Origin of the sequence: Bremerella sp. P1 (genome assembly GCF_028748185.1) — a bacterium.
In the GTDB taxonomy this organism is placed as follows: domain Bacteria; phylum Planctomycetota; class Planctomycetia; order Pirellulales; family Pirellulaceae; genus Bremerella.
Genome location: NZ_CP118164.1, coordinates 6,780,077 through 6,798,628, shown reverse-complemented (window position 1 = coordinate 6,798,628; position 18,552 = coordinate 6,780,077). Strand labels below are relative to the sequence as shown.

The 18,552-nt window shown below is 57.8% G+C and carries 13 protein-coding genes; 7 read left to right on the top strand and 6 right to left on the bottom strand.

Annotated elements, in window-relative coordinates:
* Nucleotides 1-27 precede the first annotated feature (27 nt).
* Entirely contained in the window at nt 28-1,488 is a 1,461-nt protein-coding gene (locus PSR63_RS27510; RefSeq protein ID WP_274329426.1) for a TolC family protein, read from the top strand.
* 5 nt (nt 1,489-1,493) lie between these two features.
* On the opposite strand, the gene PSR63_RS27505 is transcribed toward PSR63_RS27510, so the two are convergent.
* The gene (locus PSR63_RS27505; protein WP_274329424.1) at nt 1,494-2,315 is read right to left on the bottom strand and encodes a hypothetical protein; all 822 of its coding nucleotides are present in this window, start codon (nt 2,313-2,315) and stop codon (nt 1,494-1,496) included.
* Between the two features lie 418 nt (nt 2,316-2,733).
* Between PSR63_RS27505 and PSR63_RS27500 the strand changes: the two genes are divergently transcribed.
* Nucleotides 2,734-3,519, top strand: a complete 786-nt coding sequence (locus PSR63_RS27500; protein ID WP_274329422.1) for a phytanoyl-CoA dioxygenase family protein — start codon at nt 2,734-2,736, stop codon at nt 3,517-3,519.
* 24 nt (nt 3,520-3,543) lie between these two features.
* Nucleotides 3,544-4,740: a Gfo/Idh/MocA family protein gene (locus PSR63_RS27495; protein ID WP_274329420.1), complete on the top strand. Its 1,197-nt coding sequence runs from the start codon at nt 3,544-3,546 to the stop codon at nt 4,738-4,740.
* A gap of 159 nt (nt 4,741-4,899) precedes the next feature.
* On the opposite strand, the gene PSR63_RS27490 is transcribed toward PSR63_RS27495, so the two are convergent.
* The gene (locus tag PSR63_RS27490) at nt 4,900-6,867 is read right to left on the bottom strand and encodes a trypsin-like peptidase domain-containing protein (RefSeq protein WP_274329418.1); all 1,968 of its coding nucleotides are present in this window, start codon (nt 6,865-6,867) and stop codon (nt 4,900-4,902) included.
* 441 nt (nt 6,868-7,308) lie between these two features.
* On the opposite strand from PSR63_RS27490, the gene PSR63_RS27485 reads away from it, so the two are divergent.
* A complete protein-coding gene (locus tag PSR63_RS27485) occupies nt 7,309-9,741 on the top strand; it encodes a DUF1553 domain-containing protein (RefSeq protein ID WP_274329416.1) in 2,433 nt (810 codons plus the stop codon).
* A gap of 24 nt (nt 9,742-9,765) precedes the next feature.
* The gene (locus PSR63_RS27480) at nt 9,766-11,184 is read left to right on the top strand and encodes a DUF1501 domain-containing protein (RefSeq protein ID WP_274329414.1); all 1,419 of its coding nucleotides are present in this window, start codon (nt 9,766-9,768) and stop codon (nt 11,182-11,184) included.
* A gap of 14 nt (nt 11,185-11,198) precedes the next feature.
* On the opposite strand, the gene PSR63_RS27475 is transcribed toward PSR63_RS27480, so the two are convergent.
* Complete coding sequence (locus PSR63_RS27475; RefSeq protein WP_274329412.1) at nt 11,199-12,569, bottom strand: SPFH domain-containing protein; 1,371 nt, start codon at nt 12,567-12,569, stop codon at nt 11,199-11,201.
* A gap of 184 nt (nt 12,570-12,753) precedes the next feature.
* Here PSR63_RS27475 and PSR63_RS27470 point away from each other — a divergent pair, with 184 nt between their 5' ends.
* Nucleotides 12,754-14,124 carry a sigma-54-dependent transcriptional regulator gene (locus tag PSR63_RS27470; protein WP_274329411.1) on the top strand — a complete coding sequence of 457 codons (1,371 nt, stop codon included), beginning with the start codon at nt 12,754-12,756 and terminating at the stop codon, nt 14,122-14,124.
* Nucleotides 14,125-14,294: 170 nt separating this feature from the next.
* The gene (locus tag PSR63_RS27465) at nt 14,295-16,493 is read left to right on the top strand and encodes a cation:dicarboxylate symporter family transporter (protein ID WP_274329409.1); all 2,199 of its coding nucleotides are present in this window, start codon (nt 14,295-14,297) and stop codon (nt 16,491-16,493) included.
* Nucleotides 16,494-16,543: 50 nt separating this feature from the next.
* Here PSR63_RS27465 and PSR63_RS27460 read toward each other — a convergent pair whose 3' ends face one another.
* The 3 genes from PSR63_RS27460 to PSR63_RS27450 form a co-directional block, all read right to left on the bottom strand.
* Entirely contained in the window at nt 16,544-17,023 is a 480-nt protein-coding gene (locus PSR63_RS27460; RefSeq protein ID WP_274329407.1) for a hypothetical protein, read from the bottom strand.
* A 46-nt stretch (nt 17,024-17,069) separates the two neighbouring features.
* Nucleotides 17,070-17,663, bottom strand: a complete 594-nt coding sequence (locus PSR63_RS27455; RefSeq protein ID WP_274329405.1) for a DUF4291 domain-containing protein — start codon at nt 17,661-17,663, stop codon at nt 17,070-17,072.
* A gap of 312 nt (nt 17,664-17,975) precedes the next feature.
* Nucleotides 17,976-18,401: a hypothetical protein gene (locus PSR63_RS27450; RefSeq protein WP_274329403.1), complete on the bottom strand. Its 426-nt coding sequence runs from the start codon at nt 18,399-18,401 to the stop codon at nt 17,976-17,978.
* Between the last annotated feature and the right edge of the window lie 151 nt (nt 18,402-18,552).

Here is an 18,552-nt window from a genome sequence, read left to right as displayed (position 1 = left end):
AGGGCGCCGCAGCACGATGATCAGCCGGTGCCTGCCGCCGGCGATGCCCAGTCCGGTAGCGATCTGCAAATGGTCTCGTTCGAGGAAGAAGAGACCAAGCCGACCGTCGGTGAACTTCCCGAACTCAAGTCCGTTCCGCTGGAAGAAATTCAACCGGCACCGCTCGACGTGCAAGACGTCCTCACGGCCGTTCAGGCATCCTACCCGCTGTTGACCAGCGCGTACCTGGGACGCAACGTGGCCACCGGCGAGAACATCTCGGCCTGGGGTAATTTCGACTTGAAGCTAAAAGGCTCGTCGATCTCGCGCCCCGAAGGTTTCTACGAGACATATCGCAACGCGGTATCGATGGAAAAACCACTGTTCAACGGCGGCTACCTGTACGGCGGTTACCGCCTGGGGGAAGGCAATTTTGCGCCATGGTATGGCGAACGACAGACCAACGGAGGTGGCGAATTCGCTGCCGGCGTCGGCGTTCCCCTGCTGAAGGATCGCAACATCGACAAACGCCGGGCCGAACTGTTCAAAGCTCAGCTCGAACGACAACGGGTCGAGCCGGAGATCCGTGCTCAGCTGATCGACTTCTCGCGCGTCGCCACCATATACTACTGGGACTGGGTCGCCGCCGGTCAGGCTCGCACTGCCCAGCAAGGACTCCTTTCGCTCGCCCAAGAACGCGTGCAAAACATTCAACGACGAATCGAGCTAGGCGACCTCAAGTCGATTACCCGCATCAACAACGAACAGCTCATCGCATCGCGTGAAACGAAACTGATCGAGGCAGAACGAAAGCTGCAAAGTGCGGCGATCAAATTGTCGCTCTTCTTCCGCGATCCTTCTGGCGAACCTCTGCTTCCGCACGATTCGCTACTGCCGGGCAGCTTTCCGGACCAGGTGTTGCCAACCGAAGCCGACCTGGCCGACGCCACCGACGCCGCGATCGCCGCTTCGCCCCTGTTGGCCGAAATGGACTGGAAGATCCGTCAAACGCGAATCGATCTGCAGCAAGCGGAAAACTCACTGTTGCCCAAGCTTGACGCGCAGTTGTACGCCTCGAAGGACGTCGGCGAGCCGACCAGCTCCAAGGGAGACAAGACTCCGTTCGAGCTGGAGCTGGGGCTCTTCGGCGAAGTGCCTTTGCAGCGACGAGAGGCCTACGGTAAGGTTACCTCCACCCAGGCCAAGCTCCAGCAGTTGTCGGTTAAGCGTCAGTTCACGCAGGACAAGACGGTTGCCGCCGTGCAAGACGCCGTGTCGGCTTTGCTGAACGCGCATCAGCGAATTCGCCGAGCCGAACAAAACGTTCGCCTGGCCGACGAGGCGTTGAACCTGGCTCGCATCCAGTTCAACGAAGGGGATATCGATCTGGTGGAACTCAACATCTACGAGCAAGCCACCACCGATGCCCGCCTGATCGACATCTCAGCCAAAGCCGACTTCTTCAAAGCGATGGCCGATTACCGCGCGGCGCTCAACATCACGCCGTAGTACCGTTAGCGTGGTGGCCCGCGTCCTTTCGTTCCTGGTGCCATGCCCAAGTCTGCTTGGGCGTGTGGTGCGGTGCTTACCTGGTCAATCCAGTACAGCAGATCGAACTCCACGACCTCGACATGAGGGCAAACCTTCGGCACGTCTTCGCTGGGTAAGTGCTCTTCGTAGCAAGCCACTTCGTGGATACCACCCAACTCACGACGCAAGCGATCAATCTTGGCCTGCTTCGTGTGGATCTTCTCCTGCAGTTCCAGGTCTTGCAGCTTCAGCCGATAGAAGGACCACGCCAGGTAGCGTTTCTCTTGGTACGTGTACGGCTGTTCGAGGGGAAGATCCTTCCAACGCTTTGGCCGCTTGCGGCGTGTTGGTGAGTCTTCGTCGCGAGTTGATTTCATCCTCTTAGGACTGGGCAACTGCGGTGGATCTTCCTCGGGGAAGTCGTAGCCTGCGACGTCCGGATCGATCGGCACCGTCAGGTAGTCGGCACAGAAGCCGGGGTCGTCTGACGCCAAATACTCGGCATGACGTGCTTCCTGCTTGGCTTTCTCGGCCTGCTGAAACGCCTCCCATGCTGCCTCTTTAAGTGCGTCTTGCCGACGTGCGATCGCTTCCCAGGGGGAAGGTCTCATGCCGGGCGGCTTAGGGTAAGCCGGTTCCGGCGTCGGCGAGTGTTCTTCACGTGGTTCCTCGACCGCAAGATGCATCAACACTTCGCCGCAGCAGGGGCACAGGAGCCGGTTCCCATCGCGCACGGCAACCTGCGGAGCGTGCTTGGTTGAGCCTGCTCCGTGTGTTTCAAGTTGTGCGACGAGGTGATGGGACATGACGTTTGTTGTGTGTTGATGATTGGTTACAAGTTCGCACGCCCAAGAAGCAAGATTGCTTCGTTGGGTGTACGTGCAATCTATCAGCGAAGTGCTTCAGCGAGATAGTGCGCGCGAGATTTTTTTGTAGGGCCCGCGCCAGCTCGGGTCGGAACCCTGGTACCCACTTCGCGACCCGCGCTGGCGCGGGCCCTGCTTTTATTCGTGACCATCGGTGAAATCTGTGGTTGGTCCTCTCTCGAGACTTCGACGCTGGTGCCCGGTTCGCCCCCTCACTCTAACCCTCTCCCCTAAGGGGCGAGGGGACTGGATTTGTTATTCATTTGCTTCTGATTTGGCGATGGGGCGTGGAATGTGGATAATGGCTGCGTGTCTCACCCAACCTCCCCTCATGTTCCGAGACCAGAAGGATCGATCGATGAATCAGTTCGCCGTGAGCGAAGAACAGGTCGCGCGGTTTCAGACCGAAGGCTATTTGATTGTCCGTAGTTTGTTTGACCAGTCCGAGATGGACGGCCTCTTGGCGTATGCCCGGGCCGATCAAGATTTGCTGGGCCAGTCGCATGTGAAGACGGATGCTACCGGAAAGGAAACGCGCTTGACGGTGCGAAACGACCTGGAAGAGAGCTCGCTGTACACTGCGATCGTGCGCAGCCAGCGCGTAGCCGGGACGATGCAGAAGCTGTTGGGGGACGAGGTCTATCACTACCACCACAAGATGATGCTCAAGCAGCCCAAGACCGGCGGGGCCTGGGAGTGGCATCAAGACTACGGCTACTGGTACGAAAACGGTTGTCTGTACCCTGACATGGGAAGCTGCATGATCGCCGTCGATCAGGCAACCAAGGCCAACGGCTGCCTGCAGGTTCTCCGCGGTACACATCACATGGGCCGCGTCAATCATGTAATGATCGGCGATCAGACCGGCGCCGACCCGCAGCGCGTCGAAGCCGCGATTGGGCGGCACGAACTGGTCTACTGTGAAATGAGCCCCGGCGACGCGGTCTTCTTTCATAGCAATTTGCTGCATCGCTCGGATCAGAATACTTCCGACAACCCGCGATGGTCGCTGATCTGCTGTTATAATACCCGGCACAACGATCCGATCGTCACCGGCGGTCGCCACCCCAACTACTCTCCTCTGGAAATCTGGCCCGACCAACGGGTCTCGAAAGCGATTCAGGCCGTTTCGGCCAGCCACTAAAATCGCACCGATGAAGGCACTTCTATGACACGCATTGCTCTTCTGGGTACCGGTCTGATCGGCCGGTTCTACGCTCAATCGCTGCACGCACCACGTTCGCGAGACCGGATTCATCTGGTCTATTCCCGCAGCCACGATCGCGCGGACGCGTTTGCCGATGAGTTCGGCATCCCTCACGCAACCGACAACTGGCAGGCCGCACTGGCAAGCGACGAGATCGATGCCGTCGTGATCGGCTTGCCCAATCACATGCACCTGGAAGTGGTACTGGCAGCCGCCGCGGCCGGCAAAGCGATCCTCTGCACGAAGCCGCTCGGCGTGAACGCGCAGGAAGCCCTGCAGATGCTGGAGGCCGTCGAAGCGGCTGGCGTTTACCATGCTTATCTCGAAGATCTCGTCTACACCCCCAAGACATTAAAGGCACTTCAGTCGGTGCGTGCCGGGGCGATTGGGGATGTGCTGTGGGTTCGGTCGCGCGAGGCGCACCCAGGCCCGCACAGCGATTGGTTTTGGAATAAGGAACTCTCTGGCGGTGGGGCGATCATCGACTTGGGGTGTCATTGCATCGAGATCGGCCGCAACTTCATCGGCAAGGAAATTCGCCCCGTCGAAGTGATGTGCTGGGCCGATACGCAGTACCATCCGGTGGAAGTCGAAGACCACGCGATCGGCATGGTCCGCTACGAAAACGGCGCGATCGGGCAGTTCGAGACCAGCTGGATCTTCCGCGGCGGAATGGACCTGCGGGACGAGGTCGGCGGCACCGAAGGAACCATCTGGCTCAACCATTGGCTGCGGACCGGGATGGAGATGTTCTCGTCGTCCAACCAGTCAGGCTACATCGCCGAAAAAGCCGAGACCGACACCGGCTGGCTCTTCCCGGTCGGCAACGAAGGGGCCGCGCTGGGCTACGACGACATGTTCGCCGACGTCCTCACCCAAATGGAAAACGGCGGCAAACCTCAGGAAGATTTCTACGATGGCTACGTCGTCAACGCGATCATCGACGCCGCGTACCAATCGGTGAAGACCCGACAATGGTCCCCGGTCGAACTTCCCCTATGGCGAGGCCACACCGGCGAGCAGAAGGTCGAAAAGTCGCGTTCGTACGACGACGAGCACGATCTGATCAAACGAGAAATGATGCCTGATGGTGCGACGAAGCTGATTCTGCGGCACAAAGAGACGGGTGAGCTAAGCCAGCGGATTGTGGCGAAGTAGCTTCGCTTGTCCGTGTGCCACTGGCACCCTCGCCAGTGCGAGGTGGGTACCAGCGTGCCAACCTTTAATCAGCTTCGAATACACCAGCCAGAGGCCAGTGGCACACAGAGGTATCATCCGTGATCAGTGCCACCCTGTCGGTCGCCACTGTATGGAGCGTTACTCATCCTTCAACCCCACTTCCACCGCCACGGCCGTTAGCGAACGTTCGAGTTGCTGTTCATACTGCAGCATCGATTGGCTGAAGGTGGCGTAGTTGGCGTGGTTTTGGTTGGCGAAGCGGGCCAGTTCGGGGATCAGGCGATCGAGCGTCGCCAGACTGCTGCGGGCACGTGATGAGATGGCCCGGTTATTTTTCAGCGACTGAATGTCTCGGTCCAGGTTCTCCGACAACACGGCGATGATCTCACGAGCGGCCCCGCTTTTGAATGCCTGTTGCATCTTCAGGTCTTCGCCGGGAGAGAGCATACGGCACATGCCGCCGGCTTTCCCTTGCGAACTGACGACGAAGGCCTGGTGTTTGATGTGCTGGCCACACATCGCGAGCGCTTCGATATACCGAAGTCCGACCAGTGCGACCAACCGCTCAAACACAATCAGCAAATCGTGCTGGGCCGAGACGTTCGCTGCGTCCTCAGGCGATTGTTTCAGAACAATATCGATGGCACTCGTCACGTCGCTGGCCGGTATTCCGAAGGCAATGCCGACCTGTAGCTTCGAGGAATCGTCACGCTTGTACTTGTCGCTGAAGGTCGTGATCCCTTCGCGGATGGATGCTTCGGCATCTTCGTTCGCTTTCATCGCGGTTACCGCGACTACTTGCCTATCGCTGCTGAGGATAGGACCGCCGCTGGAGCCTGGGTTTACCTTCGCATCGATCTGCAGATAGTCGGCTCCGGCGATACGAACGTTGGCTCCGATCTTGCCGCCGACCACGGCATTTTTGAGGATGATCCCGCCGCCCACCGATGGGTTGCCATAGACCTTCACCTCGTTGCCGGTCGTGGCTGAATTGTCGTAGCACAGCGAAAGGGGCAGCACGTCGGCTTCGACCAGGAGAATCGCCAGGTCGCGCTGGGGATTGGAGTAAACGACACTCGCAACAGGGTAAGCCTTATCGGAGTCGCCAAAGTGAACCTTCAGGTCGGCAACCACGGCGTCGGCAATCACATGATGGTTGGTGACGACGAGATTGCGCGCGGCCATGAATCCAGAGCCGCTGCTCGAGCCTGATTCGATCAAAGCCACCGAGGAAACCACTTCCTGCGAATCGATCTTGCGCGGCTGAATCTGCGACTTCGTGATTTCGCGTAGCTCCATCCGCGAGATGAGAAACTGGGCACCATATCCAATCAACACGAAGCCATCGTCCGGGACATTGTTCCAGTCGGACCCGACCACCTGAAAGCGATCCGTGTCGCCGTGCCAATTGAGGAAAGTCGTTCCATCGATCGAAACGTGAATGTGGTGGTGATGTACGGTCACCACAATGTCGTGCGTCGTGCCTGGACGCAGACGCTGTCCGCGATAGCGGGTAACCTTGGAAACTTCAATCGAGCCATCGATTCGACTGAGCTCGCTGAATCGCTTATATCCGTCCAGACCGAGGGCCACTCGCTTTCCGCCGGCCATCAAGCCCAGGAACAAGGCTTCATCCCCTGCTTGCCGCTCGATGGTCATCGCCAATTGATACTGCGGGGGTGACTGGGCAGGGATACCGACGATCGTTCGTTCACCGCGGGGAAGCGTCAGCCCTTCTGGGCGTTGCTTGGGATTGCCGCGAATGGTCGCTTTCGCCAAATCCAAGGCACCGATCAGATCGACCGCGCCATCCAGTTGGTCGCCCCAATTGATGCGGCCCATCGGCGGCGTCTGAGAGGTGGACTGCTTGGCCTTGAAGATGAATTGCACATCGTCCGGCGAAAGAGAATCGAGGGAGACTTCGATCTGGTTTCCATCAGCCTGCTTGAGAATGACCGAGGACTGCTGAATTTTCAGTAGGGTCGCAGTCGTACGAAACCTCCCATCGCGACTGGTCCAAACGCGGGCTGCCTGCTCGTCCGCCCAAGCGACCTGCAGGCAGACAAACGCCAGCAAGAGGACCAGCAATGAAACACGACATGGCATAACGTGATACCCACATGGGAAGAAGAAAAGGAGCCAAGTGTTCCCTATTCTGCATTCTTAGTTCTTTGATTTCAATTTTTTAATCGCCCAAGAATTCTATGAAATGATCGCGATCGCGCAGACCGACCGTAGCGCGTAGTCGGGAGTCCTCTTCGGCCCCCACGCCTGTGGCTTTACGTATGCAAATTTCCCTACGAACGCAAAGCAAGGAGAGCCAGCGGCGGGGTAGCCTACCTAGGTGAATTGACCACGAATTCAATTCTAAAGCGAACGCCGGTGATCAGGCAAAATTGTCTGCGTCCAAAAATCAATGTGGGCAAATGTGCGGCTTGCGATATACTAAAGTGATCTCACCTGATATCACTTTCCTGCCTGTTTTTGCCGCTACCCTCGTTTGGGGTGGTGGTGCCTGCCCTTCGACAGACGCGTAGTGAGGCTACTATGCCGACATCGCCTTTCGTGCCCGCGACGATCCTTCGAGCTGCAGTTTTGCTGCTTGTGGTGACCGGTTCGCACGCGTATGCCGCGGAACCGGCCTCGCCTAGTTCGCAGGACCTGGCATTCTTTGAGTCGAAGATCCGTCCGTTGTTGGTCGAGCACTGCGTCGATTGCCACGGGGCCCATACACAGGAAAGCTCGCTCCGCGTCGATACCATGTCAGGCATGCTCGGCGGCGGTGAATCGGGCGCGGCGGTGATTCCCAAAGATCCGAAGCACAGCCTGCTACTGGCCGCGGTGCGGTACGACAACGAACATCTGAAGATGCCGCCCGACGGCAAGATGACCGACGCGCAGATCAAGCTGCTGCAGCAGTGGATTGAAATGGGGGCACCCCATCCCGATCAACTCGGCAGCGGGAGCATCCAGCCGAGACGTTCGCCGATCGACATGAATGCGGCTCGCGCGTATTGGGCGTTTCAACCGGTTCGGCGGCCGGTGATCCCGACTAGCGAAGCTCAAAACCCAATCGACGCGTTCATCCATGCGCCGCTGGCCAAGCAAGGCCTGGCACCCAACGGCCCGGCCGATCGGCGGACACTCATCCGTCGGGCCACGTTCGATCTAACCGGCTTACCCCCGACGCCGGACGAAGTGAGCGTGTTCCTGGCGGATGACTCGCCCGACGCGTTTGCCAAGGTGATCGATCGCTTGCTGGCATCCGACGCTTATGGCGAACGTTGGGGACGGCATTGGCTGGATGTCGTACGTTACGCCGATAGCAACGGCCTGGACGAAAACCAGGCGTTCGTCGATGCCTGGCGGTATCGCAACTACGTGATTGACGCGCTGAACGAAGACAAGCCGTTCGACCAGTTCGTCATGGAGCAGGTTGCCGGCGATCTGCTGGCCGGGAAGTCGGATGGCGGGTCGGATGACGATTCGGCAATCGCGACCGGTTTTCTGACGCTTGGCCCCAAGGTATTGGCCGAGAAAGACACCGTGAAGATGGAGATGGATATCATCGACGAGCAGATCGATACGCTGGGTCAGGCGTTTCTCGGTCTGACGATCGCGTGTGCCCGGTGTCACGATCACAAGTTCGACCCGATCTCGACCGCCGACTATTACGCGCTGGCCGGCATCTTCAAAAGCACGCAGTCGATGCAGTCGCTCAAGACGATTGCCAAGTACAACGAAAAGGTGTTGGCAACCGACGAGGAAGTTCAGCGAAAAGCGAAGCTCGATCAGGCGAAAAAGGAGAAGCAGACCGAGCTCGACAAGCTGGTCAAAGAGGCCAAACAGAAGCATCCCGATAGCAAGGAGGAAGCCTATCCGGAAGACATTCGTAAGCAACTTGACACGCTGCGAAAGGAGATCGCTTCGCTTACCGAGCAAGCCCCTGAGTTGCCGACCGCGATGGCGGTGAAAGAGGGAACGCCAGAGAACTTGCGGATCCACGTCCGCGGGAGTCACTTGATATTGGGGCAGCAAGTGCCCCGCGGCGTGCCCGTTGTGCTTCAGCGAAGCCAGCCACTGGATATCAGCGACGCCGAGAGTGGTCGCCTGCAACTGGCTCAATGGTTAGTTCACGCGGATAACCCGCTTACGGCCCGCGTGGCCGTCAATCGCGTCTGGCGATGGCATTTCGGTACCGGGCTTGTGCCGTCGACCGACAACTTCGGTAAGCTGGGCGAAGCGCCAACCCACCCTGAACTGTTGGATTGGCTGACCGCCGATTTCGTGGCCAACGGCTGGTCGCTTAAAAAGCTGCACCGGCAGATCATGCTTAGCGACACCTACCAGCGAAGCAGCAGCGTGAACGAAGAGAATGCGACGATCGACCCAGAAAACCGCTGGTACTGGAGAGCTAATGTGCAGCGATTGGAAGCCGAAGCCCTGCGTGATTCGTTGCTGGCAGTTAGCGGCAAGCTCGATCCGACGCAGGGAACCACCATGCTGACGGTCGACAAGTGGAAGCTGGTGTTCGATCACACCTCAAAGGACGACACCAGCTACGATACGCAGCGGCGTTCGATCTATTTGCCGGTCATTCGTAACAACTTGTACGACGGCTTCGCGCTGTTTGATTTCGCTACGGCTGACACCACGCAGGGAGACCGGGCGACCTCGACGGTGGCTCCGCAGGCATTGTTTACGCTTAACAGTCCTCTGTTTCTCGATGCCGCCGAAAACCTGGCCGATCGATTGCAGCAGCAGGTGCCGGATGACGAACGAGCACGGATCGAATTGTTGTATCAGTTGACCGTTTCGCGCCCGCCGCACGATCACGAGGTGACGCGGCTGCTAACGACGATCGACCAGTTGGAAGTTGCCCTGCGAGAAACGATGGATCACGACGCGGCAAAGCACCAGGCTTGGGCCGCGGCGTGCCAGTGCGTGTTGGCCTCGAACGAATTCCTGTATGTGCAATAGGCTGACCTGGAAATGGGAACCACGATGAACGACCAATCGACATCGACGATGACCCGGCGGTGTCTGCTGCAGAACTCGGCGGTCGGCTTCGGTTACCTGGCGCTATCGGCCCTGCTGCAAGGCGAGGCCCGACAAGCGATGGGAGCTCCGGCGACCGAACTGGCCCACTTCCCTGCCCGGGCCAAGCGGGTCATCTTCCTGTTCATGAAGGGTGGTCCTTCGCACGTCGATACGTTCGATTACAAGCCGCAGCTACAAAAGGATGACGGCAAGCCCCTCCCCTTCGACAAGCCTCGCGTGCAGTTTGCCCCGACCGGTAATCTGTTAGGTTCGCCGTGGAAGTTTCGTCAGTATGGCGAAAGCGGAATGCACGTGAGTGAGCTTTTCCCGCATGTCGCACAGCATGTCGATGACCTGTGCTTTTTGCATTCGGTGCACGGTACCAATCCGTCGCACGGCGGTGCGCTACTGAAGCTGCATACCGGTAGCGATAACTTCATTCGCCCCAGCATGGGAGCATGGGTGAATTACGGTCTCGGCAGCGAGAACGACAATCTGCCAGGCTTCGTGACCATCTGTCCCACGTTCGCCCACGGCGGCGCGAAGAACTGGGGTTCCGCATTCTTGCCGGCCGAGTACCAAGGCATTCCGCTGGGGGTGGCGTCGCAGCCATCGACGGCGGCAAATGTGAAGTACATCGACAACCCGCGCTGGAGTAAGGACGTGCAGCGGGTTCAGCTTGACCTGATGAACGCGATGAACCGCGAGCACATGACGCACGTGCAGAGTGAGTCTTCGCTGGAGGCCAGAATTCAGTCGTTCGAGCTGGCCTATCGCATGCAGTCGAAGATGCCGGAGACGCAAGACCTTTCGCAGGAAACGGCGGCCACCATCGAAGAGTACGGACTCAATGATGAGGTCACGAAAGACTTCGGACGCCAGTGCCTGCTCGCGCGACGTTTCGCCGAACGCGGCGTGCGATTCATCCAGGTCACCCACAGCGATACGAAGGTGCAGTGGGATCAGCATGGCGATTTGAAAGCAGGCCACACAAAGAATGCCGCCGAGGTCGACAGACCGATCGGTGCCCTGCTGGCCGACTTGAAGCGACGCGGCCTGTTGGAAGATACGTTGGTGCTGTGGGGAGGCGAGTTCGGGCGAACGCCGACCTGTCAGGGAAGCGGAGCCAATGGCCGCGATCACAACCCAGAAGGCTTCACCATGTGGATGGCCGGTGGCGGCGTGAAGGCGGGCTATCGCCACGGCTCAACCGATCAGTACGGCTATTATGCCCAGGAAAACAAGATGCACGTGCACGATTTGCACGCGACTCTGCTGCATCTCTTGGGGCTCGATCACGAGCGGCTGACCTATCGCCACGCCGGTCGTGATTTTCGTTTAACGGATGTCCACGGACATGTTCACCGTGAGATCTTGGCCTGATCTCTGCTCAAGGGCTAATTTGCCTCCGGCGTTTTCATGACGCTGGCCGTCTGGGCCGGTAGCTGCATCATCAGGCTGGGCGATTGGCTGCTTGAGTCCATCTGAAACAGGTAGTTCGGGTACTCGCCGTTCCATTTCTCGATCCGGTCACGTTCGACCTCAAACTGCTTGAGCTGCACGAACAGCGGATCGGATTGGGCTTCGCGGGTTGCTTCGGCAATCTTCATGATCGCGTCGGCTTCACCTTCGGCAATCGTACGGGCCATGTTTGCCTGACCTTCGGCTTCCAACTCGATGCGTTCGTTCTCCTTCTGCTGGGCGTCGAAAAGAGCGATGTTGATCACTTTCTTCTGCTGCGCCACGAAGGTCTCGTCGATTGCTTCCTGGATCTTCGGGTTCTGGTAGGTGAAACCACCAAACATGCCGATTGTGGTGACCGTGATGCCGCGTTCCTTGAAGAACGCGATCACGTCGGCGCGTACGTCGTCGACCATCTCCTGCTTGCGGGAACGGAGTTCGTCCAAGTCGTACTTGGCTGCCGTCTCGGCAGCAACCGACTGAATCCGGGCTCGGACCTCTGAGTCCATCATGTCAGCCAGTGACCGGCTGCGATACATGTACAGAAAGCGAGCCGTGTCTTCTTCTTCGATGAACGCCGTGCAGTTGAAGCCCACCGAGAAGCCGACCGAATCTTTGCTTTCAATCCAGATCGCTTCGTTGGTGTTCTTGGTGCCGCTGGTCGAGTCGGCGGTCCACTCACGCGTAACCGGCGAACGATCAACCTTGATCAGGCGAACCGTGTCCATCCATTCCCCGGTGCTGTACAGGCGTCCGGTCTGGACCCAGCGATGGGGTACCTGAACGCGCTTGGCGGCGACCTTTCGTTCGGCCAGGTAAGTTTCCGATTCGAATGCGACCTGCTGATCGGTGGCGCCTTCCAAGGGGATAAGGAAGCCGGTTTCCGACGTGTCGATCTCTTCAAACTCGGGCCTGTCAAACGGACGGCAGCCGGTCGAAGCGGCCAGAATGACAACCACACCAGCCAAAACCAGCAGACTTTGTTTCGAGCTATTAGGTGCAGCAGGTGCTTCAGCTTGAGCTGCCTGTTCGCGACGAGCCAACAACAGCGGTCCAATCAAGAAAGCAGCGGCCAGCAAAACCAGCCCCAATAGCGACATCGGCAGGGACGCGTGCAGCGCGGTTAGCGTGTGCAGCGTTTGCGACCACGCAGGCGACTCCATCTGCCGCAGGGCCAACTCATTGGCGGCGATCGGCCACAGGTATTGCTCGACGAGAAGGTCGGCCTCTACGGCTAATCCCACCAGGCACGCCAGAAGAATCAGGCGTCGCAGCATCAACTCACTCCAAGTCAATTCACGTTTCATCGAGGCTCTCCAAAGAGGTTAGTGGTAGTTCCGAGTCCCCTTTTGCATGGGCCGTACCGAAAATGTGGCAATTGTACTAAAGCTTTTTATGGTAAAGGGTTATGTGATCCCGTGGGTGTCTATGAATGTGAGACTTTTCACTACATCTAGTGAAAAGTCTCACATTCAGGAGTAGCATGAGGCCATGCAATTTTCACGACTGACCATCTTCGGCTCCGATCAAGATCCGCTGGACGATTTGCGCTCGGCGTTTCGCGATGCTGCGCCAGGTTGTGACGTACATGTTGTGCAGGAAGAGCAGGAACTGCTGCGTGAGGTCCGCACCCAGGCCGACGATCGCTTGTTTGTCATTCATGGCCCGCATGCGAATTCCCAGCTGATTGGAGCGATGCGTCAGCTGTCGCCAACCGCGCTCATCGTGATTGCTGCCGATCAAGGGAGCGTCGAAACAGCCGCCTCGGCGATTGCCATGGGGGCGAACGACTTCCTGGTCCGCGGGCCGCAGCTGGCTGCCCGAGTGGCAACACTGTTGGGGAAGATGGGCTACTTGCTGGAAGTGCTGCACGAGGCACGGGAGCTCGATGCCCAGAACACGCAGCTGCAGAAAGTTCTTCAGTTTCGCGGGCAGATCATCGGCAACTCACCGCAGATGCATTCGATTGTCGAGCGTGTCCAGCTGGTGGCTCGCGTGCCGCGGCCGGTATTGATTGTCGGCGAGCGCGGTACCGGTAAGGAGGTTATTGCTCGGGCAATTCACCAGGCCCAAGACGATCATGCGCGGCCGATGGTCACGGTCAACTGCGCCGCGTTTACGACGGCGCTGCTCGAGAGCGAACTGTTCGGTCATGAAAAAGGAGCGTTTACCGGCGCGGACGAAACCCGCGATGGTAAGTTTGGCTTGGCGCATGGTGGCACGCTGTTTCTGGACGAGATCGGTCACATGTCGTTACCGTTCCAGCGGAAGATTCTGCGGGTAGTGGAGTACGGCACATATAACCGCGTCGGCGGCCATGCGGAACTGCGTACGTCTGCCCGGATTATTGCCGCCACCAACGTCGACCTGCGGCAGCGGATTCGCGAAGGCGAGTTTTTGAGTGACCTGTACGATCGGCTGGCGTTCGAGGTGATCGAAGTTCCTACGCTGCGAGATCGCGAAGGAGATATTGAAGTACTGGCGCAGCACTTCCTCGATCAGTTCGCCCAGGAGATTCCTCGCTTTGCTGGAAAGCAGCTGTCGAAGTCGGCGATCAACGTGCTGCGGCGGTATCGCTTTCCTGGCAATGTGCGAGAGCTGAAGAACATTATTGAGCGCGCCGCCTACCGCGACACGACCGACGAGATCACGCCGGAAGACATCGGCATGCTAAGTAACGGGCCGCTGGATGTCGCCGGGACGAGCTTCAAGCAGCGGCTGGATAACTTTTGCCGCTTGATGCTCAGCGAAGCGATGAACCAGTGCGGCGACAACCAGGCCGCCGCGGCCCGGCAGTTGGGGCTGAGTTACCACCAGTTTCGTTATTACTACGCCAAGTACCTGGGTGAAGATTCGCAGTAGCGGAATCGATAACATTGGCCGAGAGTTCCCATTGTGAAGTTTTTGCACGGCAGGCGTCGAAACGTCGGCTTGGGAATCGCTGCTGATTGAATTCAGCAGTCGCATGGACTACGTTTGAGAGACATCTTTGACTTGATCATGTGCTTCTCTTCTATCTGGCCCCGCGTTCGATGGCAGATTCCACTTCTCGCAAGCGACACCCTAGCTTCTCCACTTGGGTCTTGATTTCCCTGGTGTTGGGGATCGGTTGCGGCCTGTTTCTCGGTGAGTACGCCGAGTCGATTCGCTGGGTCAGTGATGTGTATGTCGGCCTGTTGCAGATGGCCGTCTTGCCGTACGTGTTGGTCTCGCTGATGACCAACATCGGTCAACTGACGCGGGAGTCCGGTATTCGGCTGTTGCGGATCAGCTTCTTGGTCTTGTTGGTGCTGTGGGTGATTGGCTTGGTGACGCTGGCCGTCAGTGCTTTGGCGTTTCCTCGCTGGGAAACCGGTTCGTTTTATAGCAGCCGCTTCACCGATCCCCCGCCGGCATACGATTGGAAGAGTTTGTTCATCCCCTCGAATCCGTTCGAGTCGCTCGCGGAAAATGCGGTCCCGGCGGTAGTGGTCTTTGCGATTGGGCTCGGATTCGCGTTGATGAAGCTGCCGGGCAAAGAGAAGTTGCTGGAACCTTTACAGGTGTTGATCGATGCGCTGTCGAAGGTGAACCGCATGGTGGTTCAGCTGACACCGATCGGCCTGTTCGCCATTGCTGCCCATACGGCCGGCACGATTGAGCTGGGGCAGTTGAGCTTGCTGCAAGGCTACCTGCTGGCGTACTGCCTGCCGGCGGTCATCATCGCATTGGTCGTATTGCCGGCGTTTGTGGCGGCGTTCACACCGCTGGGCTACTGGGATATTCTCCGGGCTTCGCGTGACCCACTGATCACGGCCTTCGTGATCGGCAATTCGTTTGTCGTTCTGCCGATGATCATCGAAAGCGTGAAGCGGCTGCAAGCGGAGACAGGCCTGGGCGACAATCAGCACGGAAACAAGCCCGAGTCTTTGGTGCCGCTAGCGTATCCCATGCCAGATATCGGGCGAATTGTGGCCTTGGTGTTCATTCCGTTTGCGGCCTGGTTTTCTGGTACCGCGATTTCGCTCGACAAGTATCCGCCGCTGATGGGCGTCGGCTTTCTGGGGGCGTTTGGTAAGCCGGTGGTGACCATTCCCTTGATGTTGAACCTGGCCGAGTTGCCCAGCGACCTGTTCAATTTGTATCTGATCTCAGGGGTGGCGGCCGCGCGGTTTGGCGACCTGATGAAAACGATGCACTTGATCTCGTTCACCCTGCTGACTTTTTGTGTGCTCAGTGGGACAACCCGCTTCAAGCCCACGAAAATGGTCATTGGTTTTGTCGGTTCGCTGTTGCTGCTCTTGGTGACTTCGATCGGGACACGCAGCTACTTAATTGCCGAGTTTCAGGATCACTACTCGCGCGAAGACCTGCTTACCGAGCGTACGATGGTTCCGATTCGGCGCACCGATACGTTCGAGGCGACGAAGCATACGATTCTGGAAACCTCTGAGCCAAATCCTCAGCCGATCAAGCCGGGGCAAACGCGGATCGAACGCATTCAAGAGCGGGGGATCCTCCGCGTCGGCTTCAGCCCCGACCGGATGCCGTTCGCCTACTTCAACGGTGAACGGGAACTGATCGGTTTCGATATTCAAATGGCCTACATCCTGGCCAGAGATCTGGATGTCGATATCGAGTTTGTCCCGATCGATCGAAGTAACGTGCTGGAACAACTGCGCAGCGATCATTTCGATCTCGCTATGTCGGCCGTCGAGGGAAGTGTCACCAAGGCGATCTACTTTCCTGAGAGCGATCCCTACATGGAGGTGACGATGTCGCTGGTGGTGCCGGATCACCGGGAGCGTCAATTCCGCGACGTGGAAACAATGCTCAAGATGCCCAAGGTAACGCTGGCCGCCGTCAAGAATAGCTACTTCGCGGAGCTGGCCAAGAAAGACTTTCCCAAGAACATCGAGGTCGTCGAAATCGAGACGGTGAACGAGTACTTCGATGGTCGGTACAAGGAGGTCGACGCACTGGTCATCAGCGCCGAGTCAGGCTCGACCTGGACCTTGCTTTATCCTCATTTTGCCGTGACCAATCCGCTGAATGGCCGCAACCGGGTGCCCCTGTATTACCTGAGCAATAACGACACCGAGTTCGACCAGTTCCTGGAAGACTGGCTGCGACTCAAACGCGCCGATGGAACGTATCAGCTGCTGTACGACTACTGGATTCTGGGCGAGGAAAAGCGACCCCGACAGCCTCGCTGGTCAGTGCTGCGGAACGTGCTGGGATGGGTGGACTAACGACACTCGCTTTGTGGCTATCTTAGAAGTACGGTGCCGCGATTAGGTCCTCAAGGAGAATCCAAGTGGACCGTTTCGTGGGGTTTCGCCTTGGCGACAAGCTCTTTGAGCGGTATCGCGTGGTAGTACCAGGTTAGTGGTTCCTGTTTGCCGTCGAGGTGGCTGGTCTTGATCTGGATTTCGGCTCGTGCGGCCCAGTCCTTGCGGATGTGGATCCGCGCAACCTGCTTGGTTTCTTCATTTCGAGTAGACATGGAAAGGGTGAGATCGGATTTGTATCCACCACTGTCATGTTTTTCATCGCTCGGGATGTGAAAATCAATGGACGAGATGGGCTTGAGCCGCCCTTCATCTTCGAGCGTGAACTTCACCGTCACGCGTCCGGTATCGTGGTCGTAGATCGAAACGTCGTACTTGAGCTTGAGCTCATCTTTCGACTGACCCAGTTCAAATCCCAACGCCCAAGCAACACTGGCAGGAATAACGAAAAGGACAACGATGCCTAAGAGGATGCGAGCGATTCGTGACATGGTAGGGAACCCTTCCTTCGGAGTTGTCGACGAGCTTTCGGCCGTGCTACGCCATGTGGATCCGCTTGGCAACCGCGGGATCAACCGGGTAAACCCGCTCCTGCGGAAGCAGTCTTTTGGCGTGCTTCTCTTTGCCTGATTTTAGGCAATCGCGAATCTTGGCAACAGTTGGTGAAAAGTCCACGATCTTGACGATCCATTGGTCGACAAACTCGCCGATCAAGTGGCGACTGATACCAACCTGAATACTGAAATGATTCTGGGCAGCCCCGCGCAGGGATCGCTCTGTGTCCCATTGGATATGGACGGCCGCTTCCTGGAACTCCGTATTCCACTGGTCTGGGTTTGGATAGATCGATGGCTCCGGGTGGGTGAGTACGCCCAAAGACAATGCCTTGTCCCATCCGGCGCGTGAGATATGGACAGCCAGCGTACGTTGCTGATTGCTCTTTTGCCCCCAGTTACTGCGATGCATCAACCAAAGAAAGGACGGCTTAATCCAAGTCATCCGGTGGAATGAAAATGGCGGCACAAATCGCTGCTGGGCAATCGCTGGATCAGCGATCTGCGGCGAGTACGCCTGATAGATGACGATGGTGTCGCGATCGTATTGAGCGCGTATTTCGCGTTCTTGTGTCATGAGAGGGCTCGTAGGCAGGGCAATTTCTCAAGAGACACGCGTTGATGCTAGAGGTTCGCTCATCCAACAAGAGTCGGACTGCTTGCCGGCATATCGAAAGCGATAGAGTGACCTGCTATCCGATTCGCCGATACGCACTGGGCCGAGATGGCGGGAGGCGGCCGGCTTCTACCATGTTGTAGGTCAACACACAGTTGAGCGGGCGTTGCTTGCTGGTGATCAGTTCAAAGATCCAATCGACGGGGGCGATCGAGTGAATTCCGTCAGGACTGAAAACGCAATACTTTCAGCCCCAGCGTTTCTCCTAGTGATCTAACGCCTTTTTACAAGCTCGACGTCGATCGTCGTAGTTTGCGCGTTGATTTCCGCTTGATCCGTTTTGGGGATCATGCCCATGTACGGCGGCTTCGGTGCGGTGTACGTCGGGTCGTGCCGCTGCTCTTCGGTCAGTTCCGGCTCCGGCGGCGAATAGACAATTCGGTACTTACCGGTGGTGATGCCGGGCGATACCGCGTAGTTGCCATCTTGCTGGACTTCAGCACTCGCCGCTTTGCCACCCCCGTCACCAATCGGCGAGAAGACTAGCGTTCCCCCTTTAACCGGCTCTCCGGTGGATGTTTTCACATGCCCCTTGAGTTCGATGCCTGTGTTGGCTGTGCAGCCGACGACCAGTAGCGGTAGTGATAGGACCAAGACGGCGCTAAACCACTGGCCCAATCGAAAACGGCGGTCTTTCATGATTAGCCTCGTTTCCGTAGATGAATGGCGAATCGAGTTCGCCGTTCCGCTCGTAGAATGATGAAAAGTTCGATGTATTCGCGTGGAAAAGGTGCCACTGCCAAAACGAGTCGGCAGCGGCACTGCAATTAACATTTGAAGTGACGTAGGA